We start from the raw sequence: 23,377 nt of genomic DNA on the forward strand, positions 1-23,377 counted from the left end.
CGCATCATCAGCTGGATCACCACCGCGATCACCACCACCAGCACGGCGGCGAAGATCAGCGACCCGACCAGCGTGCCAGAATTCATGCCGGACTCTTCCCGTCCCGCGCCGTGACCTTTCCGCGCAGCAGGGTGGCCGTGACGGTGGCGGGCAGGGTCATCGACTCGTACGGCGTGTTGGCTGACCGGCTGGCCAGGTCGGTCCCGGTGACCGTCCACGTCGCATCGGGGTCCACCACCGTCAGGTTGGCCGGCTCGCCCACCTCCAGCGGCCGGCCCTGATCGGGCAAGCCGACGATGCGCGCCGGATTCTCACTCATCACCCTGGCGACATCGCGCCAGCTCAACAGGCCGGGCACCACCATGGTCTGCGCCACCACCGACAGCGCCGTCTGCAACCCGAGCATGCCGGGGCGCGCCATGGCGAATTCGACGCATTTCTCGTGCTCGGCGTGTGGGGCGTGGTCGGTGGCAACACAGTCGATGATCCCGTCGGCCAGCGCTTGGCGCAGCGCGATTGCGTCGGCGGCTTCGCGTAGCGGCGGGTTGACCCGATTGACCCCGTCGTAGCTGGCCAGCCTGCTGTCGTCGAGCATCAGGTGATGCGGGGTGACTTCAGCGGTGATCGAAATACCTTGCCCCTTAGCCCATTTCAAGATCTCGACGGTGCCCGCAGTGGAGGCGTGGCAGATGTGCACGCGGGCGCCGGCGTCGCGGGCCAGCAGCGCGTCGCGGGCCACGATCGATTCCTCGGCCGCCCTGGGCCATCCGGACAGCCCCAGCTTGGCGCCGGTGGGCCCCTCGTGCGCGACGGCGCCGACGGTCAGCCGCGGCTCCTCGGCGTGCTGGGCGATCAGCACCCCGAGTCCGGTGGCGTACTCCAGGGCGCGGCGCATGATCAGCGGGTCATGCACGCAGATCCCGTCGTCGGAGAACATCCGCACCTGCGCGGCGCCGGCGGCCATCATGCCCATCTCGGTGAGCTCGACTCCGGCCAGCCCGACGGTGACCGCGCCGACCGGGTGCACGTCGACCAAACCGACTTGCTGGCCGCGGTGCCAAACATGGTCGGTCACCACTGGGCTGTCGGCGACCGGATTGGTGTTCGCCATCGCGAACACGGCGGTATAGCCACCGAGAGCTGCAGCGGCCGAGCCGCTTTCAATAGTCTCGGCGTATTCGCGGCCGGGCTCGCGCAGATGGGTATGCAGATCGACGAAACCGGGCAGCAGGATCTGTCCGGTCGCGTCGATCACATCTGCGTCATCCGGAATTGGTAACCCGGCGCCGATGTCGGCGATTTGACCGTCGTCGACCAGTACGTCGACCCGGTCGCCCTCGCCGTATGGGCGCACCCCGCGGACCAGCACGCTCATGCCAGAGCCTCTTTTCCGGCGAGCCCTTTGTCGGCGGATTCTGTCCCTACCAGCAGATGGAACAGCACAGCCATCCGCACGTGAACCCCGTTGGAAACCTGTTGCAGCACAGCCGATTGCGTCGAGTCGGCCACCGACGAGGAAATCTCCATGCCGCGCAGCATCGGACCGGGATGCAGCACGACCGCGTGACCGGGAAGCATCGCCTGGCGCCGCTCGGATAGCCCGTAGAGCACCGAATACTCACGCGCGGAAGGGAAGAAGCCGCCGTTCATCCGCTCCGCTTGCACCCGCAACATCAGCATCGCGTCGGCGGCGGGCAACTCGGCGTCCAGGTCGTAGGAGACGGTGACCGGCCAGTCGGAAACCCCGACCGGTAGCAGGGTCGGCGGCGCCACCAGCACTACTTCGGCGCCCAGGGTGGCCAGCAGCATGACATTGGACCGGGCGACCCGGCTGTGCAGGATGTCGCCGACAATGACAACCCGCCGGCCCTCGATGCCGCCGAGCCGCTGCCGGATGGTCAGCGCGTCCAGCAACGCCTGCGTCGGATGCTCGTGGGTGCCGTCACCGGCATTGATCACTGACGGGCCGGTGCCGTCGCCGCCGCACGTCCAGTCGGCAAGCCGATGCGCCGCGCCTGAGGCCGGGTGCCGGATGATCAGTGCGTCGGCGCCGGCCGCGCGCAGCGTCAGCGCGGTGTCGCGCAGCGATTCGCCCTTGCCCACCGAGGATCCGGCCGCACTGACGTTGATCACGTCGGCGCTCATCCACTTGCCGGCGACTTCGAACGACACCCGGGTGCGGGTGGAGTTCTCGTAGAACATCGTGATCACTGTCCGGCCCCGCAGCGTCGGCAGCTTGCGGACCTCGCGGCCCATCAGGGCCTGCGCGAACCGGTCGGCGTCGTCGAGAATAGCGGTGGCCTCGGCGCGGCTGAGGTCACCGGCGGCCAGCAGGTGCCTGCTCATGACGCATCCTCCCGCGAGATGACCACGCCGTCACGGCCGTCGTGTTCGGCGAGCAGCACGTGCACGCTCTCGTTGCGCGAGGTGGGCACATTCTTGCCGACGTAGTCGGCGCGCAGCGGCAGCTCGCGGTGACCGCGGTCGACCAGCACGGCCAACTGCACGATCCGGGGCCGGCCCTGGTCACGCAGCGCGTCCAGCGCCGAGCGTACCGAGCGTCCGGAGTACAGCACGTCGTCGACGAGGATGACCAGGGTGTCATCGATGCCGCCGGCGGGAATCGAGGTGGCCTCCAATGGCCGGGGCGGCTTTTGCATCAGGTCGTCGCGGTACAGCGTGATGTCCAGCGCACCGTGGCCGACCTCGACACCGCTGTATTCGGCGATGTTGGTAGCCAGCCGCTTGGCCAGGATCACGCCGCGGGTCGGGATACCCAGCAACACCACGCGCGGTGACTCGGCACCGTCCAGCGCGGTCTTTTCGATGATCTGATGCGCGATACGGGAAATGGTGCGGCCCACGTCGGCCGCCGACATCAACTCCCGCCATTCGCGACCTAAGGCGGCGTCGCCCGCGGCACCCATGCGAAATCTTGACCTCCTTCTCCGCCTCTCTGGACGGATCGTTAAAGGACGTCGACTGCCGCGCAGCGTAGCACTTAGCGCTGCCCTGCCGGAAATGACAGGCCCTGGTTCGTCGGCCCAACCTGCTGGCGATTACTAACGGGTCGAAGCCGCCGAAGCATGACGTGCGCCACATTTCCGGGGAGGGATTCCAACGGCTGTGGCAATGGGTATTCGCAGCTAATCTGCATCGGATGAGTGACAAGTCCAACAGGCCGGCCCGTTCACTGATCGGGTTCATCACCAAAAGACGGTTACCGTCGCTCCCCGACGAGCGGTATGTAAAGTATTCGTCGGATTACTAACGGGCCGAAGCCGCCGAAGCATGACGTGCGCCCAGTTTCTGGGGGAAGGGATTCCAACGTCTGTGGCAACGGATGTCCCCAGCTAATCGAGGAATGGATGAGCGACAAGTCCAACCGGCCGGCCCGTCCACTGATCGGGTTCATCACCCGTGATGATGCGCCGCAGATTACCCCGGCACCGATTAGCCGGACGTGGATGTCAGAGATGTCAGAGGCGCGTAGAGGTTGGCCCACTCGGTGTTTGCCGATGCTCATCGCTAACCAAAGCGGCTGGGAGCTGCGCAATCGGTGCGCGTTCACCGCTACGTGGTTCGGTCAAAATGGCGTGGACGTGATGATCGCACCCGATAAGCGCGACACCGATCAGTTCCTGCCATCCAGCCATTTCGGTAACGGCATCCTGACCTGGCATCTGCCGTTGCTGTTTCGCACTCCGCCGGGCTACAACCTGTTGGTCCGCGGACCGGCAAACTATCCGAAGGACGGTGTGTGCCCGTTAGAGGGCATAGTCGAAACCGACTGGGCAAGTGCGAGTTTCAGCATGAGCTGGAAATTCACCCGCAAACTGATGCCGGTGCGATTCGAGGTTGACGAGCCGATGTGCATGATCGTCCCGCAGCGCCGGGCCGAGCTTGAAGAGTTCGCTCCCGAACTCAGGCGCATCGAGTCTGACGAAGATCTGCAGTGCAAGCATGAGTTGTTTCTGCGCTCACGTAACGCGGCAAGTCAGTTCGAGCAGGCAGCGAGGGTCGCCGCGGGAGAGCAACCGGAGTGGCAAGCCGACTACACGCGAGGCAGACACAGAAACGGCGAGGCCGGGACACCGGATCACCAGACTCGCCGTCATCTTCGTTCATTTGTTCAGCCACAACATGAGAAGCCTCAAGTATGAGCGCAAAAGCACCGTCGTCGACAGCGGCATGTTCCACTGCCTGGACGACCACGCGGCGCACCGGGCGACCAGGCCCGGCGCCACTGGAGCCCGCCACCTGGCGCCGCGAGATCGACGGAAACGACGTCGAGATGGCGTTCTGGTACGTCCGCGCGCAACGGCGCGCACTACCCTGAACGGATGAATCTCGAAGGCAATCAGGCCTCCATTCGGGAAGCCTGCGATGCCGGCCTACTCGCCGGTGCGGTGACCGTGGTGTGGCAGCACGGAGAAGTGTTGCAGGTCAACGAAATCGGCTACCGCGACATCGACGCCAAACTGCCGATGCAGCGCGACACGCTGTTTCGTATTGCCTCGATGACTAAACCGGTCACGGTCGCCGCAGCAATGAGCCTGATCGACGAGGGCAAGCTGGCCCTGCGTGACCCGATCGTGCGCTGGCTGCCCGAGTTCGCCGACATGCAAGTGCTGGACGACCCCACCGGACCACTGGATCGAACGCATCCGGTGCAGCGGGCGATCCTGGTTGAGGACCTGCTCACCCATACCAGCGGCCTAGGATACGGGTTCTCGGTGACCGGACCGATATCCCGGGCCTACGTCCGCCTGCCTTTCGGCCGCGGCCCCGACGCTTGGCTCGCCGCGCTCGCCGAGCTGCCGCTGGTGCATCAGCCGGGCGAGCGGCTGACCTACAGCCACGCCATCGACGTGGTGGGCGTGCTGGTGTCACGGATCGAGGGCAAGCCGTTTTACCAGGTTCTCGACGAGCGAATCCTGCAGCCGCTGGGCATGATTGACACCGGTTTCTTCGTCTCGGTCGAGGGCCGTCGCCGCGCCGCGACCATGTACCGGCTCGACGACCAGGACCGGCTGCAACACGACGTGATGGGGCAACCGCATATCTCACCGCCGGCGTTCTGCAACGCGGGCGGTGGATTGTGGTCGACGGCCGACGACTACCTGCGGTTCATCGAAATGCTGATGGGCGACGGGACATTGGATGGTGTGCGAGTGCTGTCAGCGGACTCGGCGCGACTGATGCGCACCGATCGGCTCACCGACGAGCACAAGCAGCACTCCTTCCTCGGTGCGCCGTTCTGGATCGGCCGCGGGTTCGGGCTGAACCTGTCGGTGGTGACCGATCCGGCGATGTCGGCGCCGTTGTTCGGGCCGGGTGGCGTCGGGACGTTCAGCTGGCCAGGTGCATACGGGACGTGGTGGCAAGCCGATCCGGCCGCCGGCCTGATCCTGCTGTATCTGATTCAGAACATGCCCACGCTGTCGGGCGACGCCGCCGCAGCGGTCGCCGGCAACACGTCGCGCGCAAAGCTGCAAGCGGTGCAACCGAAATTCGTGCACCGCAGCTATCGCGCACTGGGCCTGTGACGGCGGATCCACGCGATGGCCGATTACACACCTGAGCGCATCGCCGGGCCGCGGCTCCTGCTGCGCCTGCCGGTACTCGACGACGCCGGCCCGCTGTTTCAGCGCGTCGCCCACGATCCCCAGGTCACCAAATATCTGCTGTGGACGCCGCACCCCGACGTGGCGGCGACGCGGCGGGTGATCGCCGAAAGACTCAATGTCGGCGACCATGATCGAACCTGGGCCATCGTGCTGCAGCACAGCGACGACGTCATCGGGATGATCAGCTGTTGGCGCCCGGTGCGACACTCGGCCGAAATCGGTTACTGCATCGGACGACGTTGGTGGGGCAAGGGTTTGATGTCCGAAGCGCTCGAGATGCTGTTGGCCGCGCTGGACGCCGATCCCGACGCTTACCGCGTCTGGGCGACCTGCAATGTCGACAACGAGCGGTCAACGCGACTGCTGCAGCGAGCCGGGTTCCTGCTGGAGGGTCGGCTGACCCGTCACGCGGTCTATCCCAGCCTCGGGCCCGAACCCGGTGACAGCCTTCTCTACGCGAAGGCGCTGCGCTGACGCGTGCCATTACGCCGAGCTTCCGCCATGGCTGCACGTTCGGCAAGCTTGATCGCCTCCGCGCTAACTGTGCGTCCGGTGGCTCGATTACTCGGCATGAGCCGGGGAAAGACCTACCACGAGAAGATCTTTGAGGCGTCGGCGGCTACCCGGTAACGGCCGGCGTCTGTGCCGCAGCCACCCGCGACACATTGCCGTACCCGTTTACCTCGGCAATCGCGTGCCGCGCGGCGGTGATCCGTTTGAGCGCGGCCTCGGTGAACACCGACAGTCCCAGGTCAGGGTCGTATCCGTGGATTTCCTTGACGTCGAGTTGGGCGAGGAAATATACGATTTCCTTGGAGACCACCTGGCCCGGGACCAGCACCGGGAAGCCGGGCGGATAGGGCACCACGAAAGTAGTGGACACCAACGTTTTTCCCTCGGCAAGACGTCGCCCGGCCTCACCGACTAGGACGTGCTCGCGGTCGGACTCCTCGTACCCGGCATAGAACGCCGCGCGCATATCGCCGTACAAGCCGGCATCGCCCGGTCGGAACGCGGCGTCGAATTCACTGAAGTCGGGCAGCGGCGGTAGGTCCTCGGTGATCTCCTCAACCCGACGCTGTTGCAAGGCACGATCATCCTTGCCGGCCGCGCACTGGCTGCGATCGAAATCGGTGGCCACCCGCCGCAATACGTCGAGCAGGTAGTGCACGCTCGACCAGGTCACACCGATCGTGAAGATCAGCAGCACACTGTTGATCGAGGTCTTGTTGATCTGGATGCCGAACCGGTCCATCAGGATCTTCTCGCGGAAGTCGTATCCGTTCATGCCGGTCTGACCCACGTACAGGGTGACCCTCGTCGCGTCGAGTACGAATTGGTCTGAGCGCCACGCCTCGTTCCACTCCGCCAGCGCACCCTGTCGCACCTGACGGTAAGAGCTGACCGTTGAGAGCCGGTACTCGTCGGGCACCAGGTCGGACTCGTCGAGGATGCGAAACCACTTGCTGATCAGCCGGTCTTTGCGGACGCGGTGACGGAAGACCAGCGCCATGTCATAGACGCTTCGGACCAGTTGGAACCCTTCGATATCGACTTGCCGGCGCGCCAAATCCAACGATGCCAACAGTTGCTGGTTCGGCGACGTCGAGGTATGGGTCAAAAACGCCTCACCGAATGCGTCGCGGGTGAGCGCCTCGAAATCCTGGTCGCGGACATGAACCATCGACGCCTGCCGCAGCGCCGACAGCGACTTGTGGGTGGAGTGTGTCGCGTAGACCCGGACCCGGGCCCGGCTCGGGTCGGGCAGCAGTCGGCGTTCACTCCACTCGGCCCGGTCCTCACCCTCTTCGAACCCCTTCATCTCCGCACGCCACGTCCGGTACTCCTCGGCATAAACGGGAGACGACAACATCGACTCGAGTTGCTCGGCGGCAACCATCGCCGTGCGCTGCCGCGCCCACGGCACCGCGGTGGCAAACGCGTACCACGCCTCGTCCCACAGGAAGCAGATGTCCGGCTTGATCGCCAGCACCTCTTCCATCACCCGCCGCGGGTTGTAGACCACGCCGTCGAACGTGCAGTTGGTGAGCAGCAACATGCGCACCCGGTGCAACTGCCCGGCCGCCTCGAGGTCCAGGAGGGCCTTCTTGATCGTCTTCAATGACACCGCGCCGTAGATCGCGAACTGCGGCAGCGGGTAGGCATCCAGGTATAGCGGGTACGCACCGGCCAGCACCAGGCCGTAGTGGTGCGACTTGTGGCAATTGCGGTCGATCAGGACGATGTCGCCGGGCCGGGTGAGAGCCTGCACGACGATCTTGTTCGCGGTCGACGTCCCGTTGGTGACGAAGAAGGTGTGGTTGGCATTCCAGGTTTTGGCAGCCTTGTCCATCGCCTTCTTGATATTGCCGTGCGGGTCCAGCAGCGAGTCCAGGCCGCCAGATGTGGTCGATGTCTCGGCCATGAAGATGTTGCGGCCATAGAACTCGCCCATGTCCTGCAGTGACTTGGAGTTGAAGATGCTGGCGCCACGTGCGATGGGAAGGGCGTGGAATTGGCCCGCCGGCCGTGCGGCATAAGCCCGGAGTGCGTCGAAAAACGGTGTGGCGTAACGGTTCCGGATCCCCGCGAGCACGGTGCTGTACAGATCGGTGACGTCGTTGAGTCGGTAGAAGGTGCGGTCGTAGACCTCCGTCTTGTCCTCGGTCTCGGCGGCGATCGATTCATCGGTGAGCAGGTAAAGGTCGATGTGCGGCCGCAGCTCGCGGATCCACTCGCCGCATTCGACCCAGTCGTGGGTGCGGTCGGTGGCCACCACTTGGTCGTTGGCGCCGAGCAGTGTGGTCATCAACGGAACCCGGTCACGAGACCGCAGCGGGATGTCGTGCCGGATGATCGCCGCCTGAATCTCCCCGTTCAACGCGACCGCGGTGATGGCGTCCTCGACGCTGCTGACGATCAAGAGTTCGAATTGCACGTCGTCGCTAGGGTCGCGAAGCGCGCGCAGGCATTCCGCCAAGCCCTCGGGAGCCGTGGGAGGGGAATCATCGGCGAGCAGAACCGTGTAGAACTGCTGTTCCTTGGCCCGCGCCACCAGCTCCTGATCGGCCAGCGACGCCGATGTATCGAACAGCGCTGCGCGGTCCCCGTATTCGGACAGTAGCCGCACCGCGAGCGAAACCTTCTCCTCGAGGCTCACCGTGGCATGGTGGTCGAGATACTCGCGGAATGCCGCCAAATTCTCCGCGCCGGGATATATCCAGTAGCGCTCGTAGGCGCTGAGACGATTGATCAGGCGCCTCGCCCGGGCCGCTTCGTGGCTGGTGTCCAGCCCGGCACGGTCGACCACGGCCAGCTGATGGCAGGCGTCGTCGAGCAGATTCCAGGTGTCGATGCGCGAGTACGACGGGTTCGCGACCGCCGCTAATGCGGAGACACGAAGCCGCCTCGGGCGCCTACCGTCTCGGTCCATATCGCCAGTGTGTCCCTCCGCAGGTCAGCGTGGGGGCGTTTCGGAGGGTCGACGGCCGGGCCGGTTGGCTCAGCCCTCGAACTCGTCGTCGGCGTCGGTGCTCCGGCGGTCGCCGCGGGTGATCTCCATCCACCGCCGAACCGGAAGGTCCCAGCGCCTCCGTGTGGTGGGCGCCGCGTCAGTGACGTCGGACAGCGATCGCACGACAGCCTGCGTCAATCCCATGATCGCGGCCATCACCGGAAGTAACGGCTGGAACGGCTTGGCGACCGCACGAACCGTGCTGATGCGACGGGCCACCACGTAGCGCTCGATCGAGTGATAGAGCCAGGCGCCGACGCCCAGCGCGTAGATCGCCAGCGCGGCCGCAATCACCGCCTGGCCATACGCGGCGCACAGGACCGCACCCAGCACGACCGTCGCCGCCAGCACGGCGGCAATCACGACGCGCAGTTCCAAACGGGTCATGAATCCGCGGCATGTTTGGGCGTCGCCCCGCGGACTGCTTGAGCGGCCACCCGGATTTGCGGCGTCACCAGCATCACCTGACCCAGCACCCCATTGACGAAGCCCGGCGACTCGTCGGTTGACAGCTCCTTGGCCAGCTCCACCGCCTCATCGACAGCGACCGGCTCGGGCACGTCGTCGGCGTGCAGCAGCTCCCACACCGCGACTCGCAGGATTGCCCGGTCGACGGCGGGTAGTCGTTCCAATGTCCAGCCCTGCAAATGCGACGAGATCAAGTCGTCGATATGTGCCGCGTGCTCGGTGACGCCGCGGGCCACCGTCACCGTGTACGGATTCAGCGACGCGACATCAGGCTTCGCCTGCGCCAGTGCGGTACGCGCGTCGGCCGCTTCGGCTGGTGTCACGCCGCGGGCCTCGGCTTCGAACAGCACGTCGACTGCACGCTTACGGGCTTGGTGGCGTCCTTTGACAGCACGTGCGGGCTTGCTCACGCGTTGACGCGTCCCAGGTAGCTGCCGTCGCGGGAGTCGACCTTGAGCTTGTCGCCGGTGTTGATGAACAACGGCACATTGATCTGCGCACCGGTTTCCAGCGTCGCCGGCTTGGTGCCGGCGCTGGACCGGTCGCCCTGCAGACCCGGCTCGGTATGCGTGACCTCGAGTTCGACGGTCACCGGCAGCTCGAGGTAGAGCGGCGCCCCGTTGTGAAAGGCCACCTGCACCGGCATCCCCTCCAACAGGAATCGCGAGGCATCCCCGACCAGTGACTCCGGCAACGGGTGCTGCTCGTAGTCCTGGCTGTCCATGAACACGAAATCGGAGCCGTCGCGGTACAGGTATGTGGTGTCACGGCGGTCCACGGTGGCGGTTTCCACCTTCACTCCCGCGTTGTAGGTCTTGTCGACCACCTTGCCCGAGACCACATTCTTCAGCTTGGTGCGCACGAACGCCGGGCCCTTGCCGGGTTTGACGTGCTGGAACTCGACGATTTGCCATAGCTGGCCGTCGATCACCAATACCAGTCCGTTCTTGAAATCGGCAGTGCTTGCCACGATCGGTGCATCTCCTACAGGATCGACAGTTCCTTGGGGAACCGGGTGAGTAATTCCGGTGCATGGCCAAGGGCCTGCCCCGTGTCAGCCACGACCAGCGTGTCCTCGATGCGGGCGCCGCCGCGGTCGGGCAGATAGACACCGGGCTCCACGGTTACCACGGAGCCCGCACGCAGTGTACCGGCGGCGGTGGCGTTGATCCCTGGCGCTTCATGGATCTGCAGCCCCACCCCGTGGCCGAGGCCATGGCCGAAGTGCTCACCGTGTCCGGCGTCGATGATGACGCGGCGCGCTGCTGCATCCACGTCAGCCAGCACTGCGCCGGCCCGCAGTGCGTCACGGCCGGCTTGCTGCGCGGCGCTGACCAGCTGGTAGATCTCACGCTGCCAGTCGGCGGCCTTGCCCAGCACGAACGTGCGGGTCATATCGGAGTGATACCCACCGACCAGGGCACCGAAGTCGATCTTGACGAAGTCGCCGACGGCCAGCACCGCATCGGTGGGCCGGTGATGCGGGATCGCCGAATTCGGCCCGCTGGCCACGATCGTCTCGAACGAGACGCCATCGGCACGGTGATCGAGCATCAAGCCTTCAAGTTCGCGGCCCACCTCGCGTTCGGTCCGGCCGGGCCGCAGTCCGCCGCGGGCCACCAGGTCGGTCAGCGCGGCGTCGGCGGCCTCGCAGGCCAGCCGCAGCAGCGCGACCTCGCCCGCGTCCTTGATTTCCCGCAGGGCTTCCACCTGCTGCGAGGCGCGGACCAGCTCGGTGGTCCCGACCTGCGCTACTTCTTTGGCCAGCGCGTCAAACCCGTCCACGGTGACCACATGGCTCTCGAAGCCCAGTCGCCGCACGCCCGCCGACGCGGCCCGCCCGGCCAGGTACCGCCCGCAGGCCCGCTCAATGGCCACCTCCACGTCGGGCGCCTGCTGGGCGGCCTGGGTGCGGTAGCGCCCGTCGGTCGCCAACACCGGAGACAGGTCGCCGTCGGCGAACACCAGCAGGGCCGCATTGGACCCGGTGAAGCCGGACAGGTAGCGCACGTTGATCAGGTCGGTGACCAGCATCGCGTCCAGTTCGGTTGCGCGCAATTTGGCACTGAGCGCGGCTCGCCGCTGGGAATGTGTCACGCCGGATGACGCTACTCGCTACGCTGTGGCCCCATGACTAACTGGATGCTGCGCGGCCTGGTCTTCGGTGCTGCGATGGTCGTCGTTCGGCTGTTTCAGGGAACGCTGATCGATGTGTGGCAGACGCAGGCCGGGCTGATCAGCATTGCGCTGCTGGTCCTGTTCTTGGCCGGTGTCGTTTTGTGGGGGGTTATCGACGGCCGCGCCGACGCCGCTGCGAATCCTGACCCCGATCGCCGTGCTGATCTGGCGATGACGTGGCTGTTGGCCGGCTTGGTCGCCGGGGTGCTCAGCGGCGCGGTGACGTGGCTGATCGCGGTGTTCTACAAGTCGCTGTATGTCGGTGGGCTGGTCAACGAGCTCACCGTGTTCGCCGCCTTCACCGCGCTGCTGGTGTTTTTGGGTGGGATCGCCGGGGTGACGGTTGGCCGCTACTTGATCGACCGCGCGGGCGCCTACACGCCGCAACACGGCGGCGGTGAGGGAGACCGGGCCGACACCGACGTGTTCGCCGCCGTCCGCTCGGAGGAGGCTGCCGCCGCGGAGGGTGGCGGGTGGCCCCGGGAGCAGCCGACGGCGGTAGCCACGGCCGAGCGTGAGGACTATGGCGCACCGGAGGCTTACAGCGAAGAAGTCGAGGAGACGACCGAGGCCGTCAGCCCGGCCCACAGCGAGGAAAAGACCGAGGAAGTCCCGACCACCGAACACACCAAGCGGGACGACGACTAGCGGCAGCCGCTGGCCAGATACCGCAGGGCCAGCAGGTAGCCCTGCACTCCGAGCCCGGCGATCACCCCAGTCGCGACGGGGCTCAAGTAGGAATGGTGCCGAAACTCTTCGCGCGCATACACATTGGAGATATGCACCTCGATCAGGGGCGCGCTGAGCTCCGTGCAGGCGTCCCGCAGTGCCACCGACGTGTGAGTCAGCCCACCGGCGTTGAGGATCACCGGTTCTCCTCCGTCGGCGGCCAGGTGGATCCAGTCCAGCAGCTGAGCCTCGCTATCGCTTTGCCGCACAACGACTTTCAATCCCAGCTCGGCGGCCTCACGTTCGATCATCGCGACCAGGTCGTGGTGGGTGGTGTCCCCGTAGACCTCGGGTTCGCGACGGCCCAGCCGGCCGAGGTTGGGTCCGTTGATGACGTTGACGGTCGTCACGCGCCCCTCTCCCCCGCAAGCGGGAGGTGCCCCCACCGCATCGCTTCGCTCTGCATCGTCGCCTGCGGTCCGGTCATCGAGCCCCCACCTCCGCGTAGGCCGCCGCCAGCAGCGCCGGATCCGGGCCCTCCAACCGGCCCGGCTTGGCCAGCCCGTCGAGAACGACGAACCGCAGCACCCCCGACCGGGTCTTCTTATCGCCGGCCATGTACTCCAACAGTTCCGGCAGGGCGTCGGCGTCGTAGCCGACTGGCAAGCCCAGCGAAGCCAGGATCCTGCGGTGACGGTCGGCGGTGGCGTCGTCGAGGCGCCCGGCCAGCCGGCCCAGTTCGGCGGCGAACACCAAACCCACCGAAACCGCAGCGCCGTGGCGCCACTGATAGCCTTCCCGGCGTTCGATCGCGTGGCCCAATGTGTGGCCGTAGTTGAGGATTTCGCGCAGCTGCGACTCCTTCTCATCTGCGGCTACGACTTCGGCCTTGACGGTGATCGCGCGCCGGATCAGCTCCGGCAGCACGTCACCCGACGGGTCCAAAGCCGCCTGCGGATCCGCCTCGATCCGATCCAGGATCACCGGGTCGGCGATGAAGCCCGCCTTGACGACCTCGGCCATGCCTGCGGCGATTTCTTTGCGCGGCAACGTCTGCAAGGTCGCCAGGTCGACCAGCACTGCGATCGGCTGGTGAAACGCACCGACCAGGTTTTTACCGGCCTGGGTGTTGATACCGGTCTTACCGCCGACCGCGGCGTCGACCATGCCCAACAACGTGGTGGGCACGTGCACGATCGACACACCCCGCAACCAGGTCGCCGCGGCGAAACCGGCGACATCGGTGGCAGCCCCGCCGCCAAGGCTGACCAAAGCATCCTTACGGCCAACACCGATGCGGCCCAACACTTCCCAGATGAACCCGACGACGGGCAAGTCCTTACCGGCTTCGGCGTCCGGGATTTCGATGCGATGCGCGTCGATTCCCTTGTCCGCCAGCCGGGTCCGGATCTCTTCGGCGGTCTGCGCGAGCACCGGCTGGTGCAGGATCGCGACCCGGCTCCGACCGGCCAGCAGCCCGTCGAGTTCGTCGAGCAGGCCGGTGCCGATCACCACCGGATACGACGGGTCGACCGCCACCTGCACGGTCACCCGGGTGTCGGGGTCGGTCATTTGCCCGCCTCGGCGCGACGGGCCGCGGCCAGTGCCGCCGGCGTGGCGGGGGTAGGCGGCGGCCCGGCTGGCGACTCGGGTGTGCTTGGGGTCAGCGAGGACGGCGCGCGGCGCCAGGGTGGACGGCGACGGCCGGGCCCGGGGCCACAGGGTTGCGGATCTTGCAGTTGCGACACGATGTAACGCACGACGGCGCCGGGATTACGACGGTTGGTGTTGACCCGGATGGTGGCGACCTGGCGGTACAGCGGGACGCGCTGCGACATCAGCGCGCGGAACTTCTCGGCGCGGTCCGGACCGGCCAGCAACGGCCGCACGGTGTTGCCGCCAGTGCGCCGCACACCTTCGGCGGCGCTGATCTCCAAGAAGACGACGGTGTGACCGGCCAGCGCGGCGCGCACCCCGGGACTGGTGACCGCGCCGCCGCCCAGCGACAGGATGCCGTCATGCTCGGCCAGTGCCGCGCGCACCACCTCTTCCTCGATACGACGGAACTCCTCCTCGCCGTCGGTGGCGAAAATGTCGGCGATGCGGCGTCCGGTCTGCTGCTCGATCGCCGCATCGGTGTCGAGCATTTTGACGTCGAGCGCCTTTGCCAGCCGTCGCCCGATCGTGGACTTACCCGATCCCGGGAGTCCAACCAATACCGCCTTGGGCGCCATCGCTTTTACCCTGACGCCCGGACTTCAGCGGCCGGTTGGCGGTCGGCGACCGAGCGCAGGTACGCCTCGACGTTGCGGCGGGTCTCGACCAGCGAGTCGCCGCCGAATTTCTCCAGCGCCGCGCGGGCCAGGACCAGCGCGACCATGGTTTCAACCACCACACCCGCGGCCGGCACGGCGCATACGTCGGAGCGCTGGTTGATCGCGACGGCCTCGTCACCGGTCGCCATGTCGACGGTGGCCAGGGCGCGCGGCACGGTGGAGATTGGCTTCATCGCCGCCCGTACCCGCAGCGGCTGGCCGTTGGTCATGCCGCCTTCCAGGCCACCGGCCCGGTTGGTCGATCGGACGACACCATCGGGTCCGGGGTACATCTCGTCGTGGGCGCGACTGCCGCGGCGGCGCGCGGTGGTGAACCCGTCGCCGATCTCGACGCCCTTGATCGCCTGGATGCCCATCACAGCGGCGGCGAGCTGGCTGTCGAGCCGGTTGTCGCCGCTGGTGAAGGATCCGAGTCCGACCGGCAGGCCCACCGCAACGGCCTCCACCACACCGCCGAGGGTGTCACCGTCTTTCTTGGCGGCTTCGATCTCGGCGACCATCGATTCCTGGGCCGCCTTGTCGAATGCGCGGACCGGGCTGGCGTCGATCGCATCCAGGTCGCCGGCCTCCGGCGGCGGGCCGTCGTAGGGCTGTGATTCGCCGATCGAGATGACGTGGGACAGCACTTCGACGCCGAGCGCTTGCCGCAGGAACAGCCGGGCGACGGTCCCGGCCGCCACCCGAGCGGCGGTCTCGCGGGCGCTGGCTCGCTCGAGGACCGGGCGGGCGTCGTCGAAGCCGTACTTGAGCATGCCGGCGTAGTCGGCGTGGCCAGGCCGCGGCCGGGTCAACGGCGCATTGCGCGCAACCTCGAGTTCCGCGGGGTCCACCGGGTCGGCGGCCATCACCGTCTCCCACTTCGGCCATTCGGTGTTGCCGATCTCGATCGCGATCGGACCGCCCAGTGTGACGCCGTGCCGCACGCCGGCCAGCATGGTGACTTGGTCGCGCTCGAACTTCATCCGGGCGCCGCGGCCATAGCCGAGCCGGCGGCGCGCCAGCTGGTCCGCGATGTCCTCGGAGTTCACGCTGACGCCAGCGACCATGCCTTCGAGCACGGCCACCAGCGCCCGGCCGTGAGATTCACCAGCAGTGGTCCATCGCAACACGTGTCCCATCTTCCCACGACTGGCGCGGCGCCGGCTGTGGCCTCAGCTTTCGCATTGCTGAGTGTGCCGCGACCTTCGCAATGTGGTGAGCTGCCAGACGCCCAGCACAAGCGCCATCTCCCCGGCGCCGGCTAGGGCCCAGTTGCCGGCGGCGCTCAGTGGAAGCTCGCCAAGCGATGCCACCAGCCACAGGGTTGGCGCCAGCAGTAGGTTGGAAACGCCGAAACCCAACACCAGCCCGGCAGAGGTCGGACGAATCCGGTTCAAACCGAACAGCAGCGCGACGCCGCCGACGAGGAACGCCAGCCCACCGACCAAAAGCTCCGCACGCGGCACGTGCCACCAGTCACCGAGCGGACCGCTCAGAGCGGCGACGACCGCGCCCACGACGCTCCAAAATGCGAGGTCGGTAACGATGGATCGCCAACGTGTGTAGTCGGTCTGGCGGAAACTGCGTGAAAAGGATGCGCTTGTCATGCGGCGATGGTGCGACGAGAACCACTGCCAACTCGACCAACGCCACTGCCAGCGGCTGCCAATTGCAACGCTCGCACACCGGTTACAGCTCTGGACCGCCGCTGGCGGAAGGCATTATGCCGGCAAGCCGCACCCGGTGCTTATCGTCCAAGACAATCGGTTCGACGCGACGGCGTCGATCACGGTGTGCCCGCTGACCACCGATCCCACCGATATCCCACTGCTGCGGATAGCGCTGGATCCCACCGAGACCAACGGACTGGCTGAAGCCAGCCGCATCATGCTCGACAAGGTGACCACGATGCCGCGCGCCAAGCTCGGCGACCGCATTGGATCCGTGTCCGGTACCGACATGGCCACCCTTTCGCGAAGCCTGGTGGTTTTCCTCGGCCTAGCCTGATTGCGTCAACCGCTTCTCTGCGTCTCTTTTCTAGAGATTCGGCGTCGATCAAATCTTGACTCCTAGGGTTGCCTGGCGACCGAGGTCGCTGTCCCCTGGACCACTCCTCAACGGTTTACAGAGGTGACTTTTATGGCCTGTGTTTGGTATAGGCCTGAGCCGCGGCATGCCATTAGGCTCATGTGCAACCGATTGCCAGGGAGTGTGAGCACATGGAGGTGCCCGTCCGGGATTGGTCGCATTGGGCGGCGGGGTATGGACTTCCACGTGCGTCTCTGAAACTGATGGCGCGGCGAGGTGATCCGTTGGCGCAGTTGCTGATCGACACCAACCGGGGCGACAATATTTATCCGCTCATCGAGCAAATTCGCGCACGGGGGCGCATGTCCCCGGCGGAAAGGGTGGGCTGGGTCAGCGCTGATGCGCTGATTGTCCGTGAGGTACTGCGCGACGGCCGGTTTAGGACCTTCAAACAGCGGGACCGGTCCCCTTTTCGGATCGTCCAGTGGTTCCTGGCCAAAACTGATCCCGATGTGCTGAATGGCGTCGAACCGCCCTCCATGTTGGTCACCGATCCGCCTGAGCACACGCGGTTACGTCGCCTGGTCTCGCGGGCGTTCACGCCACGGGCGCTCGATGGGCTTCGCACTCGTATTCACGAAATCGCCGACGAACTGCTTCGCGGCCTGGAGGGCAGCGCCGAGTGCGATTTGATCACCGAGTACACCTCCCAGATCCCCATCGCGGTCATCGCCGAGATGCTGACCATCCCACGCGATGAGACTCGCGATCTTCATGCAATCGGCGAGTCGACATCCAGATTGCTTGCCACCAACGCCGCATCATGGCGCGACTTTCGGGTGGCGACGAAAGCTTTACGCGAGTTCGACCAGTACCTCGCGGAGCATATCGAGCGGCTAAGTCAAGACGATGCCGCCAACAGCATCCTGTCCGACGTGATACACCACGGCGATCTCACCAAAGTCGAGATCAGGATGCTCGCGGGTCTGCTCCTGGGCGCGGGGTTCATCACCACGACGCATGTGTTCGGCAAGGCCGTCGTGGCGCTCGTCCGTCACCCGGATCAACTGGCCGAGCTGTGTGCGAACCCCAAGAGATGGCCCAACGCGATCGAGGAGATCCTGCGCTATGACACGACCGGCCAATTAGTGGGGCGGGTCGCCATCGAACACGTTGACATCCAGGGATACCCCGTACGGGCAGGCGAAGCGATACTCCTTCTATTGGGCGGGGCCAATCGCGACCCAGCAGTCTTCGAACACCCTGAGATCTTCGATATCACCCGCGCCAACGCCCGTGAGCACCTGAGCTTCGGTAGCGGTGTGCACGCCTGCCTGGGTGCGGCGTTGGCCCGCATGGAACTCCATATCGGTCTGCAGTCTTTGTTCGAGCACTTCCCCCAGCTCACCCTGGCCGGCGAACCGACGTTCAACGACAGCATCTTGCTGCACGGACTCAAGCATCTACCGGTGTCACTCCAAGAGGCGAATGTCATCGTTCCCTAGCTGCCGCAGGCGCCCGGCGACCTCCGCCTGACACTGGGAGATCTCGGTGTGGTGTCGGTGTGGTGTCTCGGTTGTAAAGAACCGAGAGTGATCACTTCTTGTCCCGCAAGACGACTGCTAAACGAGGAGCCGATCCATGACGATGACGGCATGACCACGCGATGTGGGGAGTGCGGTTTCACTTACGACGTCACTCAGGCCGGTGTGGTTCCGGAGGATATTCGCCAGCAGGTCGCCGAGGTCGTGGGGATCCTGCGCAACTGCAATGTCGATCTGCGATCCCGGCGGCAGCCCAGCGTGTGGTCTCCCCTGGAGTACGGGTGCCATCTGCGGGACATGCTGCTGGTGCAGCGAGAACGGGTGCTCGCGGCCCGCCGTGTAGACCGACCGGACTGCCCGTCGATGGGACGCGATGAGCGGGTCGAGCACGATGGCTATGCCGAACAGGAGCCCGAAGATGTGGCCCGGCAGCTTGCGGATGCTGCGCAGTTGTTCGGCAATGTGCTCGCCCAATTGGGCGCTGACGACTGGGATCGCACAGTTGTCTACCACTACCCAGAAACCCATGAGCGGTCGTTGCGGTGGGTCGCGATACACACCTTGCACGAGGCGCGCCACCACCTCCTCGACATTCGCCGCCAGGTGTGATCACGACGTCCGACACACGGCTCGCCACTTAGTCGACATAGCCTTGCGTCTCAATGATTTTGCGCTGCAGGTACCACGAGAAGTATCCGCAGTACCTGCGCTGTAGGTCGCTTCGCCGCCAGTCATGCCCGTCGATCACGCGCCGGCAAGAAGCGGTGCTGCAATGACAGGTCATTTGCCCGTCGTAGTCGTCGAACAGCGCGTAATCGGTGGTGAGTTCCTCGCCGGGGGTTACATCGCGCATGGCGATCAGGACAACGTTGCCGGCGAAGCCGACGTTGGGCTCGCAGGAGTGGTTGATGAACAGCATCACCGGCTCGTATTCCTCCGGCGACAACGCCACCAGGTGTAGCCCGTCGGCTATCTGAATCTCCGAGTTCGGTAGGGGGTCAGGGAGTTGACGCAGTTGCGTCGAGGTGACGATGTGCCCACCTTTAACAGCGACAATTTCACCGGCAGCGATTTGGTCGGTGGCGAACAGCCCGCGTCCGGCTATGTCGCTGCTGGCGCCTTTGCGTGCTTTGGGACTGATCCACGATGCGACCATGGTCCCACGCTAAGACGCCCACGCCGGTGACAATTCAGGGCTGTCATCGTGCCACGTCTAGGTTGCGTCACCTGGTTGTCTCATTACTAGACAAACGAGACAGGCCATATTGGAGCCGCTCCAGAAGATGTTTGTGCACGTAGACCTGTTTCGCGCCGTCTCGTTTCTGACCGGAAAATACCCAGGGTGAGTCGAGCAGCCGACGGTATCCGGCCGAACATGCCGACCCGAGTGGCCATGCGCGAGTGTGAATTTCGAGATTACGCGGCGGGTTGGAGAGTGACGTGGAATCCCATCGCGGTCAGGTGGGCGATGTGGTTGCGGATCTTTCGCTCGGTGACCACGCGGCTGGTGTGGTAGTCGGGGCCGAGGTCCTGAAATCGGGCGGTGGGGTCGGAAAGTAGCGATCGACGTCGACAGGCGACCCGGCCACATTTTCACGCCTGCGAGGCGTCCCCCGGAGGGATATGGAGCTTGTCTCACAACGCGCTGTCCCAGATCTGTTGCGTCGCAGGACGTGAGCCCGACTGGCCGGTGAAACCAATCCTCGGCTACGCCCGAATCAGCACCACCGGCCAGGATCTCGACACAGAGCCGACCGCGCTTAGCGGCGCCAGCGTCGCGGCCAAGCGGGTATTCACCGACAAACTCTCCGACTCGGCCGCTCCGTGGCCGAAGTCGCCGTACCATCGCCCGACTTTGGCAGCACTCAATTATGTTGTGCGCCTTACAACACCATCAGCCCCACTGCCGCTGCGCTGGCCGCACACATCGACGGCCCGTGCGGCACTGTCGTCGCCGACCAGCCGAGCCGGGCCACCACCCCGACCACCGCGGTCAGCAGCGGAGCGCCGATCGCTGCGAGCAACCACACGTCGCCGCCGAAGCAGCCGGTCAGTGCGCCCAGCCCGAGCGCCAGCTTCACATCCCCGGCACCCATTGCCGCCGGCGCGGCGGCATGGACCAACAGATACACCACGGCCAACAGCCCGGCCCCCAGCGCAGCAGCCGGGCCGTGTCCCGAGCCGGCCGCTGCGAGCATGATCACCGCGAACCCCGGCAACGTCAGCCGATTCGGCAGCCGGCGTTGGCGGATGTCGTAGCCGGTCAGCGCCCCCATCCACAGCAACGCGGCCACCATCAGCATGCGCGGCAGGTTAATCCAAAGCAGCGATCATCGCCTCTCGCGGAGCAGGCAGCCCTGTGAATTGTTCGACTTGCGCGAAGGCCTGATGCAGCAGCATCTGCAGGCCGCCGATCACCCGACCGCCCGCTGCGGCCACCGCCGTGGCCAACGGCGTCGGCCATGGGTCGTAGATGGCGTCCAGCAGCACCGGCGCGCCGGCAAACACCTCCGCATACCGGCCTGCCACATCAGCCGGCAGCGTGCTGACCAGCACGCCCGCACCCGTCACCGCGTCGGCAACCCGGTCGCCGTCCAGGTCGCAGAACCGGGCCGCAGCGCCGACCCGGGCGGCCAGCTGCACCAACCGGGCGGCCTTGTCCGGGTTGCGGGCCACCACGGTGATATCGCCGACGCCCAACTCGGCCAAGGCCACGATCGCCGCCGGCGCGGTGCCGCCGGATCCCGACACCACCGCCGGGCCCGACGCGGCGCCCAACGCGCCCATCACCCCGTCGATGTCGGTGTTGTCGGCGCGCCAGCCGCGCGGCGTCCGCAACAGGGTGTTGGCCGATCCGACCAGCTGAGCCCGGTCTGTGCGCTCGTCGGCGAACCGCAGCGCGGCGAACTTTCCCGGCATCGTCACCGAGACCCCGACCCACTCCGGCCCGAACCCGCCGACCACGTCGGGCAGTTCCTCGGCCCCGCACTCGATGCGGTCGTAGGTCCACTCGGCCAAGCCCAGCGCACGGTAAGCGGCCAGATGCAACTGCGGCGAGCGCGAATGCGCGATCGGCGAACCGAGCACCCCAGCTCGTCTAGCCGGCGCCGCGCTCATCGCGCGGAGTCGAGGACACCGTTGCGCTTGGCCAGCTCGATGTTCGCCAGATGCTGTTGGTAATCGCGGGTGAACAACGTCGTGCCCTGCGAATCGATGGTGACGAAGTACAGCCAGTCACCGCGCTCGGGATGCTCGGCCGCTTTGACCGCATCGGCGCCCGGCGAACATATCGGAGTGGCCGGCAGCCCGTCGGAAACGTAAGTGTTCCAAGGTGTTTGCTGCGCACGGTCGCTGTCGGTAGTGGCCACTTCGCGACGGTCCAGCGGATAGTTCACCGTGGAGTCGAACTCCAGTGTGCGATGCTCGGCCAGCCGGTTGTAGATGACTCGGGCGACCTTCGGGAAGTCCTGTGGTTTGGCCTCACGCTGGACCAGCGAGGCGACCACCAGAACGTTGTACGGCGACATGTTCATCGCGGTGGCGGTGTCCAGCAGTCCCGATTTCACGTACAGCTCCGTGCTGGTGCTGATCAGCGTCTCCAGAATCGTCTGCGGCGAGCCCGACGGGTTGACGTTGAACGTACCCGGCGCGATCAGGCCCTCGAGCCGGCGGTGATCGTCGCCCATCCGGGTGACCGGCTCGACGGTCCACGCCGGCACTGAGAGTGAGCCGAGCGGGGTCTTTTCGGCCGCCGTCCGCAGGTCGGCCGCCGAGACGCAATGCTTGTCCCCGTCCAACTCGACACAACTCGCCTTGGCGATCATCGTGAAGATGCCGGGCGTCACGTCATTGGTCTTAACGTCGGTGGTGTCGTCGAGCTGCTGCCCCTCGGGGATGACCAGCTTGCCCACCCGACTCTTCGGGTCGGCGAGCAGCTTCACCGCAGACGACGCCGGAATTTCGCTGCGCATCCGGTAGTAGCCGGGCTGGATCGACGAGATCGCTTCATTGCCTTCAGCGGCCTCGAGGAACGCTTTGACGGTGCGGACGACATCGTGATTGTGCAGCGTCTCGCCGATCGCTGTGGTCGAGTCACCGGCGTGGACCTGAATCACCAGATCCTTTTTGCCGCTGCCGGTGTAGTCATTCTGCGGGCCGAAGCTGTGCCACAGGTTGGAGCCGACGAACACAGCCGCCACCACCACGACGACAAGCAGTCCGACGGCGAATCCGAGCGCGATGCGCCGACGACGACGGCCGCGCTCGGCGCGAAGCCGCTCGGCGCGCGACCGCCCGCGACGCGGCGGCCCGACCGCCACGGGTTGGGCGCGGGTGCGCCCCCAGCCGTCAGACACCGTTGACCTCCCCGGGCAACATGACACGGCGTTCGTCGAGCCAACCTTGAAGGATCGCCACCGCCGCCGCCTGGTCGATGACCCTACGCTGACCCTTGGCCCGCACCCCTGCCTGGCGCAGCGATCGCTGCGCACTGACGGTCGTCAGCCGCTCGTCGGCCAGCCGCACCGGTATCGGCGCTATCCGGCCGGCGAGCAGGTCGGCCTGCTCGATCGCGTCGCGGGCCGACGGGCCGGTGCGGTCGGCCAGGGTTCGCGGCAGCCCCACGACAACCTCGACCGCTTGGAGCTCGGCGACCAGCTCGGCCAGCCGTCGGACATGCTTGCCGGACCGATCGCGGCGGACGGTTTCCACCGGCGTGGCCAGGATGCCGTCCGGGTCGCTGCACGCCACACCGATGCGCACGCTGCCCACATCGATGCCGAGCCGCCGTCCGGGTCCGGGATCGTCTCCGCCGGGCCGATCCGGCAGACGGTGTGAGGAGTCCACTCAGCTGACCCGCGCTATCTCTGCTCGTACCGCATCGAGCGCGGCGTCGATACCCGATGAGTCCTTCCCGGAGCCCTGCGCGAGGTCGGCCTTGCCGCCGCCCCGGCCGTCGACGGCCCCCGCGAGCTGCTTGACCAAGTCGTTTGCCCGGATACCCAGGTCCTGCGCGGCCCGGTTGGCAGCGAT

Annotated in this window: 25 protein-coding genes and 2 pseudogenes; 8 read left to right on the top strand and 19 right to left on the bottom strand. The window is 66.1% G+C overall.

Annotation, left to right across the window (positions count from 1 at the left end; all coding sequences use genetic code 11):
• Positions 1-82: 82 nt before the first annotated feature.
• From VEI45_RS07835 to pyrR, 3 genes are read right to left on the bottom strand one after another with little or no spacing between them, the layout of a single operon-like run.
• Positions 83-1,375, bottom strand: coding sequence for a dihydroorotase (locus VEI45_RS07835; RefSeq protein WP_324851869.1), 1,293 nt, complete (start codon positions 1,373-1,375; stop codon positions 83-85).
• Positions 1,372-2,346, bottom strand: coding sequence for an aspartate carbamoyltransferase catalytic subunit (locus VEI45_RS07840; RefSeq protein WP_324851871.1), 975 nt, complete (start codon positions 2,344-2,346; stop codon positions 1,372-1,374). Before VEI45_RS07840 ends, VEI45_RS07835 begins: the two co-directional genes overlap by 4 nt.
• Positions 2,343-2,927: a bifunctional pyr operon transcriptional regulator/uracil phosphoribosyltransferase PyrR gene (gene pyrR, locus VEI45_RS07845; protein WP_324851872.1), complete on the bottom strand. Its 585-nt coding sequence runs from the start codon at positions 2,925-2,927 to the stop codon at positions 2,343-2,345. Before pyrR ends, VEI45_RS07840 begins: the two co-directional genes overlap by 4 nt.
• Positions 2,928-3,368: 441 nt before the next feature.
• Between pyrR and VEI45_RS07850 the strand changes: the two genes are divergently transcribed.
• From VEI45_RS07850 to VEI45_RS07865, 4 genes and pseudogenes are all read left to right on the top strand, one after another.
• Entirely contained in the window at positions 3,369-4,163 is a 795-nt protein-coding gene (locus tag VEI45_RS07850; protein WP_324851874.1) for a DUF6065 family protein, read from the top strand.
• A gap of 10 nt (positions 4,164-4,173) precedes the next feature.
• Positions 4,174-4,339 (top strand): annotated as a pseudogene (locus tag VEI45_RS07855) (SAM-dependent methyltransferase); the annotation flags it as partial.
• Positions 4,340-4,343: 4 nt separating this feature from the next.
• Entirely contained in the window at positions 4,344-5,549 is a 1,206-nt protein-coding gene (locus tag VEI45_RS07860; protein ID WP_324851876.1) for a serine hydrolase domain-containing protein, read from the top strand.
• A 15-nt stretch (positions 5,550-5,564) separates the two neighbouring features.
• Positions 5,565-6,104 (top strand): GNAT family N-acetyltransferase, encoded by a 540-nt coding sequence (locus tag VEI45_RS07865; RefSeq protein WP_324851877.1) that lies wholly within the window; start codon positions 5,565-5,567, stop codon positions 6,102-6,104.
• Between the two features lie 145 nt (positions 6,105-6,249).
• Here VEI45_RS07865 and VEI45_RS07870 read toward each other — a convergent pair whose 3' ends face one another.
• The 5 genes from VEI45_RS07870 to VEI45_RS07890 all read right to left on the bottom strand — a co-directional run bounded on the left by VEI45_RS07870 (position 6,250) and on the right by VEI45_RS07890 (position 11,709).
• Positions 6,250-9,063 carry an aminotransferase class I/II-fold pyridoxal phosphate-dependent enzyme gene (locus VEI45_RS07870; RefSeq protein WP_414687428.1) on the bottom strand — a complete coding sequence of 938 codons (2,814 nt, stop codon included), beginning with the start codon at positions 9,061-9,063 and terminating at the stop codon, positions 6,250-6,252.
• Between the two features lie 69 nt (positions 9,064-9,132).
• Positions 9,133-9,531, bottom strand: coding sequence for an antitermination protein NusB (locus tag VEI45_RS07875; RefSeq protein WP_324851879.1), 399 nt, complete (start codon positions 9,529-9,531; stop codon positions 9,133-9,135).
• A complete protein-coding gene (nusB, locus tag VEI45_RS07880) occupies positions 9,528-10,022 on the bottom strand; it encodes a transcription antitermination factor NusB (RefSeq protein WP_324851881.1) in 495 nt (164 codons plus the stop codon). Before nusB ends, VEI45_RS07875 begins: the two co-directional genes overlap by 4 nt.
• Positions 10,019-10,582 (bottom strand): elongation factor P, encoded by a 564-nt coding sequence (efp, locus tag VEI45_RS07885; RefSeq protein ID WP_324851883.1) that lies wholly within the window; start codon positions 10,580-10,582, stop codon positions 10,019-10,021. Before efp ends, nusB begins: the two co-directional genes overlap by 4 nt.
• A gap of 14 nt (positions 10,583-10,596) precedes the next feature.
• On the bottom strand, positions 10,597-11,709 hold the full coding sequence (locus tag VEI45_RS07890; protein ID WP_324851885.1) for a Xaa-Pro peptidase family protein: 1,113 nt from the start codon (positions 11,707-11,709) through the stop codon (positions 10,597-10,599).
• Between the two features lie 33 nt (positions 11,710-11,742).
• On the opposite strand from VEI45_RS07890, the gene VEI45_RS07895 reads away from it, so the two are divergent.
• Positions 11,743-12,438 carry a B-4DMT family transporter gene (locus VEI45_RS07895; RefSeq protein ID WP_324851887.1) on the top strand — a complete coding sequence of 232 codons (696 nt, stop codon included), beginning with the start codon at positions 11,743-11,745 and terminating at the stop codon, positions 12,436-12,438.
• Here the strand turns inward: VEI45_RS07895 and aroQ are convergent.
• The 5 genes and pseudogenes from aroQ to VEI45_RS07920 all read right to left on the bottom strand — a co-directional run bounded on the left by aroQ (position 12,435) and on the right by VEI45_RS07920 (position 16,381).
• Positions 12,435-12,869 carry a type II 3-dehydroquinate dehydratase gene (gene aroQ / locus VEI45_RS07900; RefSeq protein WP_324851889.1) on the bottom strand — a complete coding sequence of 145 codons (435 nt, stop codon included), beginning with the start codon at positions 12,867-12,869 and terminating at the stop codon, positions 12,435-12,437. The two genes, VEI45_RS07895 and aroQ, sit on opposite strands and share 4 nt — an antisense overlap.
• 73 nt (positions 12,870-12,942) lie before the next feature.
• Positions 12,943-14,031 carry a 3-dehydroquinate synthase gene (gene aroB, locus VEI45_RS07905; RefSeq protein WP_324851891.1) on the bottom strand — a complete coding sequence of 363 codons (1,089 nt, stop codon included), beginning with the start codon at positions 14,029-14,031 and terminating at the stop codon, positions 12,943-12,945.
• Positions 14,032-14,180: 149 nt separating this feature from the next.
• Positions 14,181-14,693 (bottom strand): annotated as a pseudogene (locus tag VEI45_RS07910) (shikimate kinase); the annotation flags it as partial.
• A gap of 5 nt (positions 14,694-14,698) precedes the next feature.
• Positions 14,699-15,904, bottom strand: a complete 1,206-nt coding sequence (gene aroC / locus VEI45_RS07915) for a chorismate synthase (protein ID WP_324851893.1) — start codon at positions 15,902-15,904, stop codon at positions 14,699-14,701.
• Positions 15,905-15,946: 42 nt separating this feature from the next.
• A complete protein-coding gene (locus tag VEI45_RS07920; protein WP_324851895.1) occupies positions 15,947-16,381 on the bottom strand; it encodes a hypothetical protein in 435 nt (144 codons plus the stop codon).
• Between VEI45_RS07920 and VEI45_RS07925 the strand changes: the two genes are divergently transcribed.
• The 3 genes from VEI45_RS07925 to VEI45_RS07935 all read left to right on the top strand — a co-directional run bounded on the left by VEI45_RS07925 (position 16,380) and on the right by VEI45_RS07935 (position 18,955).
• Positions 16,380-16,781: a type II toxin-antitoxin system PemK/MazF family toxin gene (locus tag VEI45_RS07925; RefSeq protein ID WP_324851897.1), complete on the top strand. Its 402-nt coding sequence runs from the start codon at positions 16,380-16,382 to the stop codon at positions 16,779-16,781. The two genes, VEI45_RS07920 and VEI45_RS07925, sit on opposite strands and share 2 nt — an antisense overlap.
• A gap of 212 nt (positions 16,782-16,993) precedes the next feature.
• Positions 16,994-18,307 carry a cytochrome P450 gene (locus VEI45_RS07930; protein ID WP_324851898.1) on the top strand — a complete coding sequence of 438 codons (1,314 nt, stop codon included), beginning with the start codon at positions 16,994-16,996 and terminating at the stop codon, positions 18,305-18,307.
• Between the two features lie 150 nt (positions 18,308-18,457).
• On the top strand, positions 18,458-18,955 hold the full coding sequence (locus tag VEI45_RS07935; protein WP_324851900.1) for a DinB family protein: 498 nt from the start codon (positions 18,458-18,460) through the stop codon (positions 18,953-18,955).
• A gap of 28 nt (positions 18,956-18,983) precedes the next feature.
• On the opposite strand, the gene VEI45_RS07940 is transcribed toward VEI45_RS07935, so the two are convergent.
• The 6 genes from VEI45_RS07940 to VEI45_RS07965 form a co-directional block, all read right to left on the bottom strand.
• Entirely contained in the window at positions 18,984-19,502 is a 519-nt protein-coding gene (locus tag VEI45_RS07940; protein WP_324851903.1) for an SET domain-containing protein, read from the bottom strand.
• Between the two features lie 727 nt (positions 19,503-20,229).
• The gene (locus VEI45_RS07945) at positions 20,230-20,649 is read right to left on the bottom strand and encodes an A24 family peptidase (protein ID WP_324851905.1); all 420 of its coding nucleotides are present in this window, start codon (positions 20,647-20,649) and stop codon (positions 20,230-20,232) included.
• A 10-nt stretch (positions 20,650-20,659) separates the two neighbouring features.
• Entirely contained in the window at positions 20,660-21,463 is an 804-nt protein-coding gene (locus VEI45_RS07950) for a shikimate dehydrogenase (RefSeq protein WP_324851907.1), read from the bottom strand.
• Positions 21,460-22,701 (bottom strand): endolytic transglycosylase MltG, encoded by a 1,242-nt coding sequence (gene mltG, locus VEI45_RS07955; protein ID WP_324851909.1) that lies wholly within the window; start codon positions 22,699-22,701, stop codon positions 21,460-21,462. The genes VEI45_RS07950 and mltG overlap by 4 nt, the downstream gene beginning before the upstream one ends.
• Complete coding sequence (gene ruvX, locus VEI45_RS07960; RefSeq protein ID WP_324851911.1) at positions 22,694-23,191, bottom strand: Holliday junction resolvase RuvX; 498 nt, start codon at positions 23,189-23,191, stop codon at positions 22,694-22,696. Before ruvX ends, mltG begins: the two co-directional genes overlap by 8 nt.
• Positions 23,192-23,377: DHHA1 domain-containing protein (locus VEI45_RS07965; protein WP_324851913.1), on the bottom strand; the 186-nt coding region annotated here is incomplete at its 5' end. It abuts the gene before it with no gap.

Origin of the sequence: Mycobacterium sp. (genome assembly GCF_035623875.1) — a bacterium.
Lineage (GTDB): Bacteria > Actinomycetota > Actinomycetes > Mycobacteriales > Mycobacteriaceae > Mycobacterium.